The sequence below is a fragment of the Mesorhizobium sp. WSM4308 genome (genome assembly GCF_002294905.1).
GTDB lineage: Bacteria > Pseudomonadota > Alphaproteobacteria > Rhizobiales > Rhizobiaceae > Mesorhizobium.
In genome coordinates, this window is sequence record NZ_NSFW01000014.1 from 149,460 (window position 1) to 166,197 (window position 16,738).

Consider the following 16,738-nt stretch of genomic DNA (forward strand, 5'->3'; position numbering starts at 1 on the left):
ATTTTACAGCGCAAATTGGCCAAAATCGCTTTTGGTGGTGGTCTATGGTCGGGTCCGTCAAATGAGGGCGGCGAAGATGGACACACAACAGCTCAAATTGCTGGCGGCGCTGGAGAAAAAGGTGCTGTGGCTCTCCACCTGGATGATCCACAACGCCAATCACATCCGGCCCAACGAAGACGGGCTGAAGGTCGGCGGCCACCAGTCATCGTCCGCTTCGCTGGCGACGATTATGACGGTTCTCTACTTCGCGGTTCTTCGGCCGCGGGACAGGGTTGCGGTCAAGCCGCACGCCAGTCCGGTGTTTCACGCCATCCAGTATCTTTTCGGCAATCAGAGCCGCGAAAAGCTGGAGAATTTTCGCGGCTACAAAGGGGCCCAATCCTATCCCTCGCGGACAAAGGATGCCGACGACGTCGACTTCTCGACCGGTTCCGTTGGCCTGGGCGTTGCCCAGACGCTGTTTGCGTCGATTGTGCAGGATTATCTTCACGCCAAGGGATTGGGCGCGCAACTGCCGGTTGGAAAGATGGTCGCCCTGATCGGCGACGCCGAGATGGACGAGGGCAATATCTTCGAGGCGCTTCTGGAGGGGTGGAAGCATGGCCTTCGCAACACATGGTGGATCGTGGACTACAACCGGCAAAGCCTCGACGCGGTCGTGCGCGAAGGCCTGTGGGAACGGTTCGAGTCGCTGTTCAGGAACTTCGGCTGGGACGTGGTCCTGGTCAAATACGGCCACTTGCTGGAAGCGGCTTTCTCAGAGGCGGGCGGCGCGACGCTCAAACAATGGCTGGATCATTGTCCTAACCAGCTCTATTCCGCGCTGACGTATCAAGGCGGCGCGGCGTGGCGAAAACGCCTGCTTGACGATATCGGCGACCAGGGTGCGGTATCCAAGCTCATAGAGAGCCGCAGCGACGAAGAGTTGGCTCGGCTGATGACCAATCTAGGTGGTCACGACTTGCCGACACTGGTCGAGGCCTTCGCCAACGCGCGCACGCATGATCGACCGGTTTGCTTCATCGCCTACACCGTCAAGGGCTTTGGTTTGCCGCTGGCCGGCCACAAGGACAATCATGCCGGGCTGATGACCAAGGCCCAGATTGACGAGTTGCGCGCTGCACACGGCGTCAGGGCGGGCAGGGAGTGGGAACCTTACGAAGGTCTTTCGCAAGTGTCGGATATCTCTGATTTTGTCCGCAACGCCCCCTTCAATGCCAAAGGCAGAAGACGCTACACATCGGTCCATATCGATGTGCCTGCCGTCCTAAATGTGCCTCTGCAACCGCAAATGTCGACCCAGCAGGGTTTCGGCTTGCTGATGCATGAGATCAGCAAGCGGGAGGACGAATTCGCGAGGCGCATCGTTACGACGTCGCCGGACGTCACCGTCTCGACCAATCTTGGCGCCTGGGTAAACCGCCGTGGGCTGTTTGCGCGCAACGAGATGGCCGATCTCTTTCGCAAGGAACGAATTCCATCGACTTTCAACTGGGATTTCTCACCCAAGGGACAACACATCGAACTCGGCATTGCCGAAATGAATCTCTTCATCCTGCTTTCGGCGCTCGGCCTTTCACACTCGGTCTTCGGCGAACGTCTGTTGCCGGTTGGAACGCTCTATGACCCATTCATCGAGCGCGGGCTCGATGCGTTGAACTACGCCTGCTACCAGGACGCTCGCTTCATCGTGGCCGCGACACCCTCAGGCGTGACGCTGGCGCCGGAAGGCGGCGCCCACCAGTCGATAGCAACGCCGCTCATCGGTATGGCGCAGGATGGTCTGGCCACTTTCGAGCCCGCCTTCGTCGACGAGCTGGCGACGATCATGCGGTTCTCGTTTGACTATGTTCAGCGCTCGGGAGATGCCGAGCCCGATGAGACCACCTGGCTACGGGACGCCGTTGGCGGCTCTGTCTATTGCAGGCTGTCTACGCGCTCGATCGAACAGCCGAGCCGCGAGATCGGGCCGGAGCTTTCCCGGCATATCGTCAACGGCGGCTACTGGATGCGCGAGCCTGGTCCGAACTCGGAAGTCGTGGTGATTTACACCGGGGCCGTTGCTCCCGAAGCCATTGAGGCAGTTGGCTTGATGGGCGAGGACAGGCGAGATGTCGGGCTGCTTGCTGTCACCTCGGCCGACCGGCTCAACGCCGGCTGGACCGCGGCCCTACTTGCGCGAGAACGTGGCGTTATTCACGCAAGAAGCCATGTCGAGAGACTCTTGGACCAGGTGCCTACGAACTGCACGCTGATCACAGTCGTTGACGGTCATCCGGTGACACTTGCTTGGATGGGATCTGTCGCGGGTCACCGCGTTCGACCGCTTGGCGTTGAGCATTTCGGGCAGACCGGCACTATCGCCCATCTTTATCGGCACTATGGCATCGATGCTCAGGGAATAGCGCGCGCGGCAGAGGCGATCTCCGGTGGCAGGCCAATCAGGCATGTGCGCGTCGACTGCTTTCCGCCCGCGTGATCGATCTCATCATGACCCAACACATCCATGATCTGTCTGGTGGCGGAACACGGATTTACCTTCAAGGTCCAATGAATAGCCGATATTTGCGCAAGCTCAAAGCAGCGGACCCCCAAGTGGCCTACGGAAGGTTCTGTCGCGCCGCCAAGCGCCGTCGCTTCTCGTTGACATCTTCCAGCACGTTGGCGGCCTCGAGAGCCTGCTGCGCGCGAGCCCATTCAACCTGCAGCATCTCAGGGCCGGCTTCCGTGACGAGGAGCGGAACACAATTGCCCACGATTTTCTGGAGCTTTGAGCAGGTTCAGAAAAGCTGCGGTCGTCGGCAGCATTCTTCTGAAGCTTCTCGAAAACAAGCTGCTTGCCTTCGCGCACACTGCTATCCGATGTTCGGTCACGGCCCAAGATTGCGACCGGCTTATGTGGACGATGTGGCAGAGGCGACCGTAGGAGCGTTGCAGAGTCGGAAACGCGTGCGATCAATGCGGCGGTCCTGGCGTCTACTTCTATAAGGAACTTCTCAGAACCGTTGCACACCCAGCCGGCCTTACACCCATTCTCGTTCCAGTGCCATTTGCTGCTTGGCACGTATTGGTATCGACGGCGCAAATGCTTGCGAGTTCATCCGTCACACCGAATCAAGTGGAACTGATTCAGATCGACAACATGTCATCGCAACAGATACCCGGCTTTGAAGAACTTGGTATTTCGCCAAGGCGAAGGCTCTTCGGCGCTACTCTGCGCCGCCACGATTGAGTGTCTCGAGATCGCGGTGGCGCTGGCCGATCAGTGCACCTCACCTGAGCCGTCGTCAGCGACACCTACGCGACGCTCGGGTAACCATTTCCCAACCCATCCAACCGGTGAACAGAAGGATGAGCACCACGATCAACGACAGCAGCAGTCCAGTGGGCACCACCGCCGCCAGGTTCGGTTTAGGCTGCACGCACTTTGGATCATGCAACCGGTTTGCATGGCGTGTGCCATGCTGTGGAGACGTCGCATGACCAGCAATCCGCGTAGCACGGTAAGCATTGCAGCCATCCGATCCACCCAATGCTGATTTCATTTCCGATAGCCTTCTTCGTAGCGACTCTCGTTTGCGACTTGAACGGCCAACCCTGCGTGGATCGCCGGTACACGCTGGCTTCTTGGGGCAGGCGAGTCCTGAACGGAGCTCCGGTGGTGTGAACTTCTCCCTCGCGCGCCCAGTCCGGAATTCCATGATTGTCTATGACGATCCACCGGATGGGATCAGGCGTGCCCGCACGCAACGCGGCTAGTCGATCGCGAGACATGTAGACGCCGCTGAACAACTCCCCCCTTCAGGCCGTGAAGATTGAGTTGCAAATTCTGGGCCGGCACTAGCGCGTTGCATCGACGGTGCTAGATCCGTCCACAGGCTTGAGACCGCGGCGCCATGTTTGAAGCAGAGCCTCACCTATCGGCATCGAAAGAGATCACCGCTAAAGGCCATGTGCAGCAGCCGGATACCCAGCCGACGCCAAAATAGGAATTGCTTTTCGACGGCGAAGGCTTCCTCAGAGCAATTCGACGACGCCTGCCCGTTCCTTACCTTCGAACATCGCCGCTCCACTGGCGATTATGCCCGCCCAGCGTGCCCACGCAATGAAGGCTTCCCGAGCCGCTTTGGCCTCACAGCGGCCATCATATGCGGCGCAGCAGGCCTCGCAAGCGCATGCATGCAACTTGCTCCGCTTTTCAAAAGGCCACTCTTCGAGGAACTCGATCGCGTCCATCGCATCACGGATCGACCTCTTGCCGAAAGATGTGTCGTCGACCAGCAGCGGCGGTTCAAAAATGTCTGCCATACGTTCCTCCACTTAATTTTGCCATCGCGGCAGCGGCGAGAAAGCCAACACCCAGAATGGGTCGGGTTCGCTCGCGGCGCCATCCGCAAGATATTGGATGCTCGATTTCCAGCTTCAAGGAACCAGCAATGACGGTCGCCGTTTGGGTTAAACTTCGATCTTTTGTCGCAGATGCGCGCGCTTCGATCGAGGAAGCAGCTGGAAGGCATGGGTTGAAATTCACCGGCGGGCGGCATGAACGTCCGTAACCATGCCGGCATTATGACGGCAACTCAGCGGTGTCCTCAGAGGCGGCTTAACGCATTGATCGGGCGTGGCAATGGCGCACCCGTTGTCGAAAAAAAAGCGGTCCTGCGCGCCTGACGACGGGCAGGACCGCAAGACCACCGCGCAGGTTGCCTTCGCAATCGAGCCCGAATGAACGACGCGGGAGAGGAATGCCGGTGAAGCTTGCCACAGTCCCACGTCGGCCACCGCGGCTTCTTGAGGGGTTGCCGCCCGTCGAAATCTACAACACCCCGAATGGCAGGCAACTCGTTGGTTAAAAACGTACAATGGAACCCTACCGGACCCATCGGACATCGGTTCGAGCTCTAAACCTGCCTGAAGTGCATTGGGCAGCGCTCCGAAGTCACGTTCGAGGATTTGGGGGACTTCGATCCCGACGACAAGATTATTCGCCAGGTCATCGGACGTTAAGCGGCACGCGACGTCTGAGCTGAACATGCCGACCGCAAAAAGTTTTTGTCGGGAAATCCACCAGATTTCGCACTTATCCTGCATGGCAACTGGAGCCAGGCCTGCCAAGCAGGCGGAACCGGTGGACCTTGAAGCATGTTAAACTGAAAGGCTTTTGCATCTATCCGGTGGAGACCGCATTGATGAGCATCCTGCAAACCACCAAAAAGGCGATCGAGTCCATCACCGGTTTCGCGACACCGAGCAAAGACGAAGTCGCCGCCTTCGTGAGGCAGCGAAAATCGAACGAGTTCCGGTTTGTTGACGACGGGCTGGTGCCCAATCATCCGTCCTGGCCGCTTGTTATCTATCGCGGTGCGGTGAAGCTGCCGGAGAGGCTTGATCCGGCCGCCGTCATGGAGGTGATTTTCAAAACAAACGGTTGGGACCATAGCTGGCGAAATGGCATCTATGACTACGTCCACTACCATTCGCAAATACACGAGGTCCTAGGGGTTGCGCGCGGGACGGCCAAGGTCCGGTTTGGCGGTAAGAAGGGGCGGACGCTGACGGTGAAGGCCGGCGACGTGGCGATTCTCCCGGCAGGGACCGGGCACCAATGTCTCGCTTCATCCGATGATTTTTTGGTGGTAGGCGCATATCCCCGGTTCGGCGCTTACGACGAATGTACCACCAAGGATCAGCACGATGATGCGGTCGCGACCATCCCAACCGTTGGCCGTCCTCGTAAAGACCCCCTATACGGAAGCAAGGGTTCCCTGATGACGAGTTGGAAGCGCTAAGGTCTCGGACCAGGGAAAACATGTCTTGAATGGCTGTGAACGACCGCAACGGGCAAGCATGGGTCCGCGAGTATGAGTGTTTCGCGCGATGATGTTCGCGCTTGATGTACTCGGCCCAGATTATTCGTTCAATGTCGAGGACGATGCAAAGTCCGAAATGGTCGGGGCGTGCAACTTCGTTTGGCGTCGACTTTTTCGAGATATGCGCAGCAAGCAGCCCAGAGCCTTTCCTCATTGATGAATATTCGGCCGCGTCCATGACAGCTGCGCGCTTTCCAGAATTGATTTCTTTTGGCGCGGGCATCGACGCTCTCCTCCGGTCAGGGCGGCTGCCGGCTTGTAGAGAGGTTACCGTCATGCTTTGCTGCATGAGCAAGGTTTCAAGCTTCTTCGCTGGGAGTACCTATGGCGGCTGCGAAGTATTATGTTTTCAAAGAAGGGGACCGCTGGAAGATCCGTTACGACGGGAAGGAATACCCATACCATTCCAACGGCGATGCCGTGTTGGCCGCCATCAAGGCTGCGAAAGCCGCCGCCTCACACGGTTACGAAGCCGAGGTCCTGACCCAGGGCATCGACCTGAAATGGCGGAGGGAGTGGGCGAGTTAGCAGTTTCAGGCTTAGACGTCGCTGCTGAAAAATCCCTAACGCCGAAAAGGTCAAAACGCCAGGGATCCAGATCCACTCGGCTAAATGGTGCTGCTCTTTCATCGGTGACGAAGCTGCGCGCGGGCGCGTGGTAGCGGTGGAAAAGCCAATCGGGTATGTGCAGAGTTTTGGGTCGGACCTTTTCAAACCTATGGGTCAACGAAGCCGGAAATCTCGAGGAGGAACGATCCCATTGCGTGACTAAGGAATGCGATCCGCAGGTCAAACGTATCACGGTAGAACAGCAAATTTAAGCAGCAGCATTTGCCGGCAACCCTCGTAGCCGTCACGCGAGTAAGAGCCAAATCGCTTTGCGGAACCTTTTCAAGCGCAATGCTTTACGCGTCCAATGGCACGCATCGCAGCATCGTTCGTCAACATCACACTGTGCCTTCTGCCGGGCGCAGTGATGCTCGCCTGTCTGGCTGCCTGCTCTTCATCCAACGCTGCAGGACAGCAGGCGCAGACCTCGAAGTCCGCCGCGAATTCAGCAATCATGGTGATCGACAATTGGATCGCCGGCGCCGTGCCTTCCCACTATGCGGAAGCCACGTTGCGGTCTTTGGCGCAGACGCTAGCTGATCTCGATCGCCAACTGCAAAGGACGGACGTTTCGGACTCCTCCAAGCAATTGGCCCGGCAGCTTACGGCCGCTGCCGGGCGGGCCGAAGACGCCATCAAGAGCGGCAACCAAGGGCAAGTGGAGCAAGCCCGTCAGGATTTTCGGAATGCCGTTGCTAAGTTGGTGGTGGCAAATCCGGCAGATCAAGCGACAAATCCATGAAAAAAATGCTGGAAATCTCACTCGGCGTCGTCACCAGCGTTGGCGGCTTCCTTGAGGTCGGATCGTTGGCAACAGCAGCCCAGGCCGGTGCATTGTTCCAATTTCAGCTGATCTGGGCCATTCTCCTCGGCACTATCTGCATCATTTTCCTTGTGGAGATGGCCGGCCGTTTCGCAGCCGTCAGCAAACACACGATAGCGGACGGCATTCGCGAGCGCTTCGGCTTCAATGCGTTCCTTTGGCCTTTGGTCAGCACGTTTCTGGTCAATTTCCTGGTGCTGTCTGCTGAGATCGGCGGGGTCTGCATTGCTGCCGAACTCGCCACCGGGATAGGATTCCAATTGTGGGCCCTGCCGGTAGCCTTCGTTGCGTGGCTCTTGCTGTGGAAAGGCACTTTCGGCCTGATTGAGAAAGGCGTTTCGCTTTTGGGCCTTGTGACGCTCTGCTTCGTGGCAGCGGCGGTTATCCTCAAGCCTGACTGGACGCGGGTCGCCGTCAGTTCGGTGCCCTCCTTGCCGCATCACGACACGGCCACTTACTGGTTCATGGCGGTAAGCATTCTTGGTGCTTCGATCTCACCATATCTCTTTATGTTTTATTCCGCGGGAGCGATCGAGGATAAGTGGGACAAGACCTATCTCGGCACCAATCGCGCCATAGCCGGGCTCGGCATGAGTTTCGGCGGGACCATTTCCGTGGGCGTGCTTATCGTCGCTGCGTTGGTGCTTGGAGCGAACGGCATCACCCAGGTGGATGATTACCATCAATTGCCGTTGATGCTGACTCCGGTGTTCGGTTTCTGGGGCTTTGTGCTGTTCGTGGCCTCGCTCGGCATCGCCTGCTTCGGCGCCACCGCCGAAATCGCCCTTCAGCAGGCATACCTCGTCGCGCAGGGGTTTGGGTGGAATTGGGGTGAGGACCGGAAGCCTCGTGAGGATCCAGGCTTCACCATGGTCTATACCGTGACGATCTTAGCGGCCGCTATTCCGATCGCACTCGGCCTTGATCCGCTCAAGCTCACCATCTTTTCAATGGCCCTGACGGCCGCCAGTTTGCCGCTGACGGTCGTGCCATTTCTCTTCTTGCTCAATGACAAGTCTTACATGGGCCAGCATCGCAACGGCGTTATCTCCAACGCGGCAGTGCTGTTTGTTGTTGCGCTTGGCTTCATCCTCGCGGTTGTCACCATCCCGCTTCAGATATTGGGAGGCAGTTGATGCATCTTATACGAGATGTTTTGGACAAGCAGATTGTCGATGGAAATCAGGTCAAGATCGGCAAGGTGGACGGGATGGTAGCCCAGCTGAGACAAGGCAAGCCCCCAAGGGTCATTGCCGTCGAAATCGGCTCGATTGCGCTGGCGCGCCGCTTGGGACTGCTTCCCGGACGCTGGATGGCCATTCTGGCCGCCAAGCTGGGCGGCAAACGGCACGCCAAGCCTCATCGGGTAGCATGGAGCAAGGCTCGCGACATCGGCCTCCATATCGAGTTCGATATTGATGTGCGCAAGACTGCCATCTTTGACTGGCAGGTCTGGCTTCGCGACCACATCATCGGCAAGATTCCGGGAGCTTGACGATGCATACCGTAAATCTCGACCAACTGGCTGGCCGGCGCGTACTTTCAAGGGAGGGTCATTGTATCGGTCATCTGGAAGAGATCGTCGCCGAGGAACATGGCGACGAATTGGTCGTCACCGAATACCATGTCGGTATTTTCGCGGCGTTCGAGCGCCTGTCAGCCTCGTCAATCGGCACGGCCATCCTCGACCTCGTTCGGATGCGGCACCGCAAGGGCATTTATCGAATTCCTTGGGACAAACTCGACATTTCCGACCCGACACGGCCGACCGTTTGCTGCTCACAGCAGGAGCTCGCAGCGATTCAATCCAGCGCTTCAGTCAAACGCTGAGGCCACAGTCTGGCGCCAGGCGCTGTCGAGATGATGTCGTCGCCCCGATACCTATAGGGCTCTGAGGCTGCGAAGAGGAGTCGCGTCACATGGCTACGAAGGTAACCCTGCAGATACCCACGGAACGTGGCGTGCCGAGTGGGTGAGCTAGCACCACGGCGACCGCGTTCGAAACAGTTCTTTAACCATCTCATTACGGTAAACACTTTATGGCGAACCGATCAGGTTGCAGAAGGTTGTGGGCGGGTCAGCAACAAAGAGGACAAGCCCGGCCATGCACCGTCTACCTATCGCGACCGCTCTTCTGATCTCCTTCGCGATGGCCTACGGAGCATGCCTCTGGGCATCTTCTGCTCACCGGTTGGACCTTTTTCAGGCTCAAGCGTCAACGTTGGAGATACCCGGGTTCGAATAGCTGAAAACGCGGAACTGGTTGTCTATGGGCGCGTTCCTCTGCGGGCCTGAAACCGGAGAGTGACCATGGACGACGACCTGCGCCTGAAACTCAAGGAACTGAGCGCCAGCATGCAGACCAGGGCGGAAGAACTTGCGTTGCCCGGTGGAAACACTGACATTTCCGCGCTGATGTCCGGTATCGCCGTCACATTGGAGGCGCTTCTGGTTATCGCCGAAGAAACCCGCACCCCGCGTTCTGGGCCGACTGTAGAGCCGGCTATTGTCAAAGGCTCGGAATAGTCGGGCCGGCTGGGCGACCAACGGTCAACAAAACCCCTGGAGCCAGCGCAGGGACGCGGCACAGCGACACAGATGCGGCGGTTCGGGCGTGGCGATCGTATGGCAACCGCATGGGTTCTGGGGTGGCGTAGATCTTGGCTTGGTTATCCTGGCCGTCGCTCCGCTGGTCGCGATGTCATATGTTCGGCCGACGGATTGGAACGTTCGCGCTGACCGGGGGCTTGTCGGGATCCACAATACAACGACCTTTCCCCCGATACCCTTTTTGGCGCTGACCTAGTCTAGAGCTGCGGCGATAGCCGCCGGTACCATTACAACGACAATGACAGCGACAATCCCGAACACCATTTGTCAGCCCTCGGCGATGTCTTGCCGCACGATCTATGTCATCCAAGCCGTGAAGCATGAGCTTTGTTAACTGTGTCGCGGGCACAGCAACCAACCCTTGCGTCGCTCGTTGACCTTTGCTGGTTGATCCCAGCACGCTTCCTGAAACTGCCCGCTGCTCTGCCACGGAACAGCGGGCTTTTTTAGTCGATTTTCAACGTCCCGCTAAGCCACGTGGAATGGAACACCTGTTCAGATTTCTTACCGCGTACTATCCCGCTCCGGCAGCGCTGGCCAAACTGGCCCGCAGCCGGGGTTCCGCCACACAGTACGTTCTGGATCAGCGGCTTCGCAGAACGATTACTGGCAACTATGGGGAAGTCGGCGATTTGGCCGCGTGCTGCGCGGCCACCAGCCACCTCGGTCAGGTGATCTCGTAGTAGAAATCGCAGATCAGATCAGCGACTTTCACGGCCTCGAAGTCCGACATGTGCGCCGCGTTCTCAACAGCGACCGTCTCCAAATCGTCTTGATCGATAGCCAGAAGGTCAAGCAATTTTGCAAATTTGATTTTGAGTTCGGGGTCGCCGTCGAATTCGTCGATCGTGACATTCAGAACGTTTACGTTCGCTTCGATCACTCTCGTTTGAATGCTTTCCGAGGAGGCTGCTAGCGCGCGGATCGCGGCGAAGAAGTGTTCACGAGCATTAGTATATTTGTCGTCCATTTGGTACCTCTATCGGCAAAAAACTGCACCCTGGACGCGGGGGGCGAGCTGCGCACCTACGCCTTTCATCGAGCAGATGTCAACAACCTCGGCGGCTTCCTTAAGCGCGCGCAGCCATCCACGGCAGGTTGAGGCGGCATACAAACGGACAGCGGGCCCTTTTTCGCGTATAAGCGGAACCCGATATTCAACGGCTTGTTCCTGTGACGGCAGCGTTCCGCTGCTGGCCAAGAACCCGCATCCTTGGCCGGGCCCCTTCTCGGCATTGAGGCGGGCCCACTTCGGACTACTCCGTGTGAATTGCCCGCTATCGAAAGGTGGCGGGCTTCGGTCTCTAGCACTTGTATGACTAAAGGCCGCCGGCTCTTCAGCAGCTGCCGCTGACCAAATGCCGTCGGTGACGCGCTTGATGATGGTGGCCATGATTGCCACCTCGTCGCCACCTTGATGCTGCCCCGTACAATGCCCTGATTCAAGAGCGGGAAATTGCGGCGGCAAGGTAGCTATATCTAGTTTGATCCTAAGTCGGGAGCCTGGCATCTTGACGCGACTATGCGTCGGGATGCTCGCTGCCTACTTCCGCCTCGCCGTTCCAATGATGCGAGCTCCATCGGGGGTCGAGCATTTTTGCCTTAGCGGGGGCTCACGGCCCCTCAGGGGAAGGCTTCATGCATCACCCCGCGGAAATCGCACCTTTCGACTTTCTGCCCGCAAGTCGCAAAGGCATAAAAGTGGTCGGCGTGGTACAGCGGCCAGCTCCTATGCGCACTTGTGACGCCGGCCCAGCAAAGACAGAAAAACAGGATTAGCGGAGGCGAGATGCGGGCGGCCTGAATTGACCCCCGCCTCTCGGCATAATCGGAATTGTGGCCCCTTCTATAACTATTTGTAAGGTTTGCGTCGTGTGAACGCATGAGGATCGATCAGGACGAGTGAAATCTATTGGCAAGCCCAGATTGGAGGTTGCTGTGATGGGCGATTCTGATGGTGATGTAATGACCGAGCGGTCATTCGAGGGGAGCGCTTATAGCAATTACCGATCGAGCCATAAGACCCCAGGCTACGGCGCCGATTACGCCAAAACCTTCCGTTCGGGCTACTATGCTGCCTTGTGGTCGCGGATCGAACGCCCGCTGGTCGAAAGCATTCTCAGGCCTCTTGGCGGGCCGGGCCGCAGCTGCCTCGACTTCGCGTGCGGCACGGGCCGCGTTACAACTGTTGCAGGACCGTTGTTTGGTGAGGTCGTTGGCGTCGACGTCTCTCAATCCATGCTTGCTTGCGCGCGGGTTCCGGGCAACGTCAAGCTGGTGAAAGCCGATCTGACGGTGGCCCCCCTTTCCAGAAGATTCGACGTGGTTACGGCTTTTCGATTCTTCCTGAACGCCGAAGACACTCTTAAGCGGGATGCACTGTCGGCCATTCATGAGCATTTGAACGACGGCGGGTTGCTGGTGTCGAACATCCACATGAACGCAGCCTCGCCAATGGGGCTGGTCTGCCGCTTTCTGAACCGAATTCGGGGGCGCGTCGTGCGCAGTACGTTGAGCATCCACGCATTTCGCCAGATGCTCGTTGCCAACGGCTTTGTTGTCGAACGGGTCATCGGCTATGGGTTTTTGCCGCGGCCGGGGTGGCTGCTACCAAGGCTTTGCGAAATGTTGGTCGGGCCCGTTGAAACGATATGCAGGAGAGCCGGTGTGCCAGCACGCTTTGCTCAGAATTTCTTGGTGGTCGCCAGAAAGCGATAGTCGCAGATCGGCTTCCCTCGGGGCGAGGCGTTGTCTACAGCCGATCGAAATCGGCAAGTCCGAGACGCATAAGAAAGATCCTTCGCTTGGGGCCCAAAGGCGGCCGCTGCGGTGAGCATGCACCCTTATTTGTGGAAAATCTTCTGACTGGTTTTGGCAAATCGGAAGCCAGTTCGCCAACGAAATGGCACAGCAATATTGGGGGTGAGGCAACGCAAACAGGAGAGTATCATGAAGTCATTCGTGACAACTTTCGCCAGGGTTCTGGCTAGCAGCGCATTCATCCCAGTCCTTCGAACCTCGTCAACGCGCCGAACCCCAGCAATCCGAGTCTGAGCGGACCAAGTCTGACCGGCAAGGTGGCCCGGATGTCCGACACTCAGGTGGCGCGAATGAAGAAGCGTTGCGTCGACGTTCTGAGCAACGCGGGCGCTTATGACCGGGACCTGCACCAGCTCTGCCCGCTGATCGCGCGGCGTTAACGTGCAGTTCGGTTGGGTGTCGCTCGGTAATGTCCCATCAACCGAGCTGCCATCAAAAAGAGCCCGTCACTGCTTCCTTAGTGGCGGGCCTTTCCAATGTGGTCCAGAATGCCGATGATGTCTTTACGCAGACATCGGCTGCGTGAGCCCACCGAAGTGCGGTCAGCAAGCTGCTCAATGACCGTCAAGAAGCGAGTGCCGAGGTAAGGCCTGGGCCTCGGCGCCACCCGCATGGTCCCTGCCGCCTTGGCTCGCTCGTGACCGCCTATTGAGGCTAATGAAGGAAGTAATTCTTCCGGTTCTTGTCCGCGCTATTTCCCCATGCTCAACGCAACCAACAGTGCCGGCACGAAGAAGAGTCCAATTGCCATGACTACGACAGCGAAAAGGCCCAGTCTCTCCGTTCGTCTGACGAGGTCCTCAATATTGTCGTCCTCCGCAGAAAGGAGGAGGTCAAGCGCTGACGAGGTATCAGGAGCAGGGGTATTGTTGTCATTTGCGGCGGCTTGATTTGCACCGTCATGGACTGTTGGCCGTTCGACAAAGGTCACGGCCTGCCTCGCTTCTAGGTATCTCACAACGTCACCTCCAAGTCGAATGGACAACAAAGCGGTCCGCCCACGGGCGGCGCCAACGGGTGCGGTCGTAACGTGCTTGGCAGGCCTCGGTTGCGGGGCAGGGACTTCAGTCGGGTGGCCCCCGGACCTTAGCCCTGCAGGGGCGCGCAAATGCGTGGACCGTTGCGCGACTTTTATTAATCGAAATTGGAGAGTAACATCAGGGCCGACGGCTCCAGCCGCGGCTGTCCCGGCAGCGGCTGCCAATGGCGGCCAGCTATTTAGAGCGAGCGGAGGCGACTGAAGCGAACAAACTCCAGTCATCGGGGAGTAGGAGCCAAAGATGACCTATTGCACAACGAAATTGCCCACACTCTAATTCGCAGCCAGCCTACCACAGCGACTTTTTCCCGCCTTTTTACCCCTTACGACCTATATGGTTGCGTTCCGTGCGGCTCTGTTCTTCTTCTGGGATGGATTTGTGGATACCGCCTTGACAGCCAAAGCGCGAAATACTTGCCCCGCGAGGCTTCCCAGTTTTCGTGGCCCTCGGCTTCTGGGCGGTGGCCAAAGTGGGCCGCATAAGAGGAATGCGTGGTGGGTAAAAAGTAGAACCCGCTAGCCCGCGAGGGGGCAACGCGGGTCACATCAGCACAGGAAGGGACGTAGCTGTGCCGATCCGCTATGTCAGCCAAGAACCAGTCCGGCATTAGCAAAGTGAGCGCCACCGCAAAGTTTGGCGCAGCAACCATCGCGCTTGGCTAACAGTTCTATAAACCTGATGTTCCGGGCTTTCCGGGAACCAACATTGACCGCCCCTTTCCAGTTCCGCGCAGCTCGAAGGGCCAAGACATATGCTTTTGCCGTGGGTCTTTAGTCCGATTCATTATGCGACTGAAGTCTGAGCACGGGAACCATGCCGCTGGCGGCAAGTTCGGAACAGGGGCGGGCAGAAGGTTCTGCTGTCGCCAGATTACAAGAGGAGAAAACTATGAGAATGCACCTAACCAGCGCCGCCGCGGCGCTCGTCCTACTTGCCGGCGTTGGCGCAGTGGCCGCCGAGGAGGTTGTTATCACACCTGAGCAGGACACCGTAGTGCGCGAATACGTGAAGAAGCAGCCGCTGGCTTCCGTCAAGATTCCGGGCGTGGAACTCAACATCGGCACGGCTGTGCCGGATACGGTCGAGCTCCACGAGGTTCCGAACGTCAAATACCGCTACGTTGTGATCGACAACCGGACGGTTCTTGTGGATCCGAGCACCCGAAAAATTGTGAAGGTCTATGACTAACCTGGATTGCCCTCGCTCCACCGCCATCGATGGCGGTGGAGCTTTGTAGGCTTAACTTCAAGCAAGAGTACGCGAAGCTCGGATAACAGGGGACTTCCGCCATGGAGGAACCCACCGGCCGGATCCACTAGGAACCTTCGCCCTTCATCGCTGCCGTGCAACAACTTGAGCGGACAAGCCAGCGGACTGCGACACCCGCCCCGGTAATATGTCCGCCATGCCAATGAGGTGGCACCAGCCACCCGTACCGGAGAGCACTGTGCAAATTGGAGAGATTATCGCTAATCTGTTCGCCACCGTTTTGCTGCTAGGTCTTCTGGCAATCATGTTCTTCGTCTCCGGAAAACAACTCTTGCCCGAGCGGACGGCGCGAATGGTGATCGTCTTGCCCGTGGATGCGATTAAGACAGCTGCGTTCAAGAACACGCACTTGAATTTGCCATCCAGTTTTAATGTGGGGGTTGTCCAGCCGCGACCAGATGGTCGGCGACAATGATTGGCAGAAGTGAAAGCAGAAAGATGAAGCTCGAACGCCTGGCGGCCTCGGTACCAAAGCACGAGTTCGAATTTCTGATGAAGCTTGGGCAAATGACGCGAGCGGAAATGTTAGCTCTGATCGAAAAGCATGACGGACAACGTGCCGCAGTTTATGCCGATCTCGCCAAGATGACCGCGCGGCGATGAAGGTGAAGCGGATGCCGCCCGCTCATCCCGCATAGGCCTTGTTCGGGGCATGCGGATTTCGGTGCGAGCGGAGGCGGGACGAGCCCGACGGGCCATTCGAACACAGACACGTTGAAAACGGCTTTTCTTCTGGTCGCGCTTCGGGACGCCGCACGGGCCTCGCCTTCCGCGTCAGGGCAGTTCTATCTCACGCACGCGACGATCAGGGCGGTTCTTCTCATTGGCGCCGGCCGCAGGTCTGCTCACAAGCGATACGACTGCTGGGACGATATTTTGCGCATTGCGAAGGCGATTATCGCTGCCAATCATTGGAGGATTGCGACTGTCAGGCTCGAACGTCTGCTGCACGACGCCCAAAGCATCCCTCACACTTGGTCCGGCTAGACGGGGGCCCCACACCAAACGTCCCCCCACGAACGCAGCGCTGTGTAGATGATCAACTGGATCGGCCGAAGTGACCGGAACTGCGAAGCTTTGCCAATAGCATCGCTGCCGCCCCTCGGAAATCAACACGCGCATGCTCGCTGAGAGGAGATGATTCCCAGGCAGCCAGCTCCGCTACCAACACAGCGGTCTCGCCGTTTACCGACGCGCACCTCAGATCTCCGGTCTTCTCCATCAAAACTATTGCGGTGCCAGCGTCGTCATACCCGATAGCGGCCATCCGTTGGACGTGATTGTCACCATAGATACGAACGTCGAACAAGACAGTTCCCGATGTTTTCGCCGCGGCGTCAGCGACGCGATCGCCGAATGGCCGATGCATGCCGTCGCCGTCGCCGAGCGACTGCTCGAATAGCACCATTTCAACATGTTCCGCGACCATGCCGGCCAAGGTGCCCGCACCAGTTCGATTGGCAATGGGTTCGGCGGGGATATCCACACAGCATCTACGGCTAAATTAGGAAATTTTAATCAATACCTCAAATGAGCGACGCACGGCCGCATCGAAGATCAAGCCGTGCGCTAGCGCCTGATTGTTCCACGACGAATTGGTCGAACACCACCCATTGGTTGCGCGGTTGGGCATGCTCGTGGTCCTGGCGCAACGCGTTGAAGCGAGCGGGGTCCACACGACCGTCGCTCATTTG

16 protein-coding genes and 2 pseudogenes are annotated in these 16,738 nt (G+C 58.0%); 13 read left to right on the top strand and 5 right to left on the bottom strand.

The window, feature by feature from the left end; translation table 11 throughout:
* Positions 1 to 76: 76 nt before the first annotated feature.
* On the top strand, positions 77 to 2,482 hold the full coding sequence (locus CK227_RS24705; protein ID WP_095774685.1) for a transketolase: 2,406 nt from the start codon (positions 77 to 79) through the stop codon (positions 2,480 to 2,482).
* 783 nt (positions 2,483 to 3,265) lie between these two features.
* On the opposite strand, the pseudogene CK227_RS38000 reads toward CK227_RS24705, so the two are convergent.
* Positions 3,266 to 3,401, bottom strand: a pseudogene (locus CK227_RS38000) (DUF2231 domain-containing protein); the annotation flags it as partial.
* A gap of 134 nt (positions 3,402 to 3,535) precedes the next feature.
* Between CK227_RS38000 and CK227_RS38005 the strand changes: the two are divergent.
* The gene (locus tag CK227_RS38005; RefSeq protein WP_348628973.1) at positions 3,536 to 3,670 is read left to right on the top strand and encodes a hypothetical protein; all 135 of its coding nucleotides are present in this window, start codon (positions 3,536 to 3,538) and stop codon (positions 3,668 to 3,670) included.
* On the opposite strand, the pseudogene CK227_RS24725 reads toward CK227_RS38005, so the two are convergent.
* Together CK227_RS24725 and CK227_RS24730 are read right to left on the bottom strand one after the other, a co-directional pair.
* Positions 3,643 to 3,823 (bottom strand): annotated as a pseudogene (locus CK227_RS24725) (LysR family transcriptional regulator); the annotation flags it as partial. The gene CK227_RS38005 and the pseudogene CK227_RS24725 overlap by 28 nt on opposite strands.
* Positions 3,824 to 4,020: 197 nt before the next feature.
* Positions 4,021 to 4,311: a DUF982 domain-containing protein gene (locus CK227_RS24730; protein WP_095774545.1), complete on the bottom strand. Its 291-nt coding sequence runs from the start codon at positions 4,309 to 4,311 to the stop codon at positions 4,021 to 4,023.
* A gap of 881 nt (positions 4,312 to 5,192) precedes the next feature.
* Between CK227_RS24730 and CK227_RS24735 the strand changes: the two genes are divergently transcribed.
* The 7 genes from CK227_RS24735 to CK227_RS24770 all read left to right on the top strand — a co-directional run bounded on the left by CK227_RS24735 (position 5,193) and on the right by CK227_RS24770 (position 9,831).
* The gene (locus CK227_RS24735; protein WP_095774544.1) at positions 5,193 to 5,792 is read left to right on the top strand and encodes a cupin domain-containing protein; all 600 of its coding nucleotides are present in this window, start codon (positions 5,193 to 5,195) and stop codon (positions 5,790 to 5,792) included.
* A gap of 405 nt (positions 5,793 to 6,197) precedes the next feature.
* Complete coding sequence (locus tag CK227_RS24740) at positions 6,198 to 6,401, top strand: hypothetical protein (RefSeq protein ID WP_095774543.1); 204 nt, start codon at positions 6,198 to 6,200, stop codon at positions 6,399 to 6,401.
* Positions 6,402 to 6,789: 388 nt separating this feature from the next.
* On the top strand, positions 6,790 to 7,224 hold the full coding sequence (locus CK227_RS24745; protein WP_095774542.1) for a hypothetical protein: 435 nt from the start codon (positions 6,790 to 6,792) through the stop codon (positions 7,222 to 7,224).
* On the top strand, positions 7,221 to 8,441 hold the full coding sequence (locus CK227_RS24750; RefSeq protein ID WP_095774541.1) for a divalent metal cation transporter: 1,221 nt from the start codon (positions 7,221 to 7,223) through the stop codon (positions 8,439 to 8,441). The genes CK227_RS24745 and CK227_RS24750 overlap by 4 nt, the downstream gene beginning before the upstream one ends.
* Positions 8,441 to 8,800 (top strand): hypothetical protein, encoded by a 360-nt coding sequence (locus tag CK227_RS24755; RefSeq protein ID WP_095774540.1) that lies wholly within the window; start codon positions 8,441 to 8,443, stop codon positions 8,798 to 8,800. Before CK227_RS24750 ends, CK227_RS24755 begins: the two co-directional genes overlap by 1 nt.
* Before the next feature lie 2 nt (positions 8,801 to 8,802).
* A complete protein-coding gene (locus CK227_RS24760) occupies positions 8,803 to 9,135 on the top strand; it encodes a hypothetical protein (RefSeq protein ID WP_095774539.1) in 333 nt (110 codons plus the stop codon).
* Between the two features lie 480 nt (positions 9,136 to 9,615).
* Positions 9,616 to 9,831: a hypothetical protein gene (locus CK227_RS24770; RefSeq protein WP_095774537.1), complete on the top strand. Its 216-nt coding sequence runs from the start codon at positions 9,616 to 9,618 to the stop codon at positions 9,829 to 9,831.
* A gap of 751 nt (positions 9,832 to 10,582) precedes the next feature.
* On the opposite strand, the gene CK227_RS24780 is transcribed toward CK227_RS24770, so the two are convergent.
* Complete coding sequence (locus CK227_RS24780) at positions 10,583 to 10,885, bottom strand: hypothetical protein (protein ID WP_095774535.1); 303 nt, start codon at positions 10,883 to 10,885, stop codon at positions 10,583 to 10,585.
* A gap of 971 nt (positions 10,886 to 11,856) precedes the next feature.
* On the opposite strand from CK227_RS24780, the gene CK227_RS24785 reads away from it, so the two are divergent.
* From CK227_RS24785 to CK227_RS36860, 4 genes are all read left to right on the top strand, one after another.
* Positions 11,857 to 12,633 carry a class I SAM-dependent methyltransferase gene (locus CK227_RS24785; protein WP_095774534.1) on the top strand — a complete coding sequence of 259 codons (777 nt, stop codon included), beginning with the start codon at positions 11,857 to 11,859 and terminating at the stop codon, positions 12,631 to 12,633.
* 2,030 nt (positions 12,634 to 14,663) lie between these two features.
* Positions 14,664 to 14,963: a DUF1236 domain-containing protein gene (locus CK227_RS24800; protein ID WP_095774684.1), complete on the top strand. Its 300-nt coding sequence runs from the start codon at positions 14,664 to 14,666 to the stop codon at positions 14,961 to 14,963.
* 259 nt (positions 14,964 to 15,222) lie between these two features.
* Positions 15,223 to 15,459: a polymerase gene (locus CK227_RS24805; protein WP_095774683.1), complete on the top strand. Its 237-nt coding sequence runs from the start codon at positions 15,223 to 15,225 to the stop codon at positions 15,457 to 15,459.
* 23 nt (positions 15,460 to 15,482) lie between these two features.
* A complete protein-coding gene (locus CK227_RS36860; RefSeq protein WP_179296511.1) occupies positions 15,483 to 15,647 on the top strand; it encodes a hypothetical protein in 165 nt (54 codons plus the stop codon).
* Between the two features lie 436 nt (positions 15,648 to 16,083).
* Here CK227_RS36860 and CK227_RS24820 read toward each other — a convergent pair whose 3' ends face one another.
* Entirely contained in the window at positions 16,084 to 16,530 is a 447-nt protein-coding gene (locus CK227_RS24820; RefSeq protein ID WP_245318228.1) for a hypothetical protein, read from the bottom strand.
* Positions 16,531 to 16,738 lie beyond the last annotated feature (208 nt).

Bases quoted from the DNA above. Each gene is read 5' to 3' on its own strand.
- CK227_RS24705 (WP_095774685.1), top strand. From the start codon at position 77: ATGGACACACAACAGCTCAAATTGCTGGCGGCGCTGGAGAAAAAGGTG.
- CK227_RS38005 (WP_348628973.1), top strand. From the start codon at position 3,536: ATGCTGATTTCATTTCCGATAGCCTTCTTCGTAGCGACTCTCGTTTGC.
- CK227_RS24730 (WP_095774545.1), bottom strand. From the start codon at position 4,311: ATGGCAGACATTTTTGAACCGCCGCTGCTGGTCGACGACACATCTTTC.
- CK227_RS24735 (WP_095774544.1), top strand. From the start codon at position 5,193: ATGAGCATCCTGCAAACCACCAAAAAGGCGATCGAGTCCATCACCGGT.
- CK227_RS24740 (WP_095774543.1), top strand. From the start codon at position 6,198: ATGGCGGCTGCGAAGTATTATGTTTTCAAAGAAGGGGACCGCTGGAAG.
- CK227_RS24745 (WP_095774542.1), top strand. From the start codon at position 6,790: ATGGCACGCATCGCAGCATCGTTCGTCAACATCACACTGTGCCTTCTG.
- CK227_RS24750 (WP_095774541.1), top strand. From the start codon at position 7,221: ATGAAAAAAATGCTGGAAATCTCACTCGGCGTCGTCACCAGCGTTGGC.
- CK227_RS24755 (WP_095774540.1), top strand. From the start codon at position 8,441: ATGCATCTTATACGAGATGTTTTGGACAAGCAGATTGTCGATGGAAAT.
- CK227_RS24760 (WP_095774539.1), top strand. From the start codon at position 8,803: ATGCATACCGTAAATCTCGACCAACTGGCTGGCCGGCGCGTACTTTCA.
- CK227_RS24770 (WP_095774537.1), top strand. From the start codon at position 9,616: ATGGACGACGACCTGCGCCTGAAACTCAAGGAACTGAGCGCCAGCATG.
- CK227_RS24780 (WP_095774535.1), bottom strand. From the start codon at position 10,885: ATGGACGACAAATATACTAATGCTCGTGAACACTTCTTCGCCGCGATC.
- CK227_RS24785 (WP_095774534.1), top strand. From the start codon at position 11,857: ATGGGCGATTCTGATGGTGATGTAATGACCGAGCGGTCATTCGAGGGG.
- CK227_RS24800 (WP_095774684.1), top strand. From the start codon at position 14,664: ATGAGAATGCACCTAACCAGCGCCGCCGCGGCGCTCGTCCTACTTGCC.
- CK227_RS36860 (WP_179296511.1), top strand. From the start codon at position 15,483: ATGAAGCTCGAACGCCTGGCGGCCTCGGTACCAAAGCACGAGTTCGAA.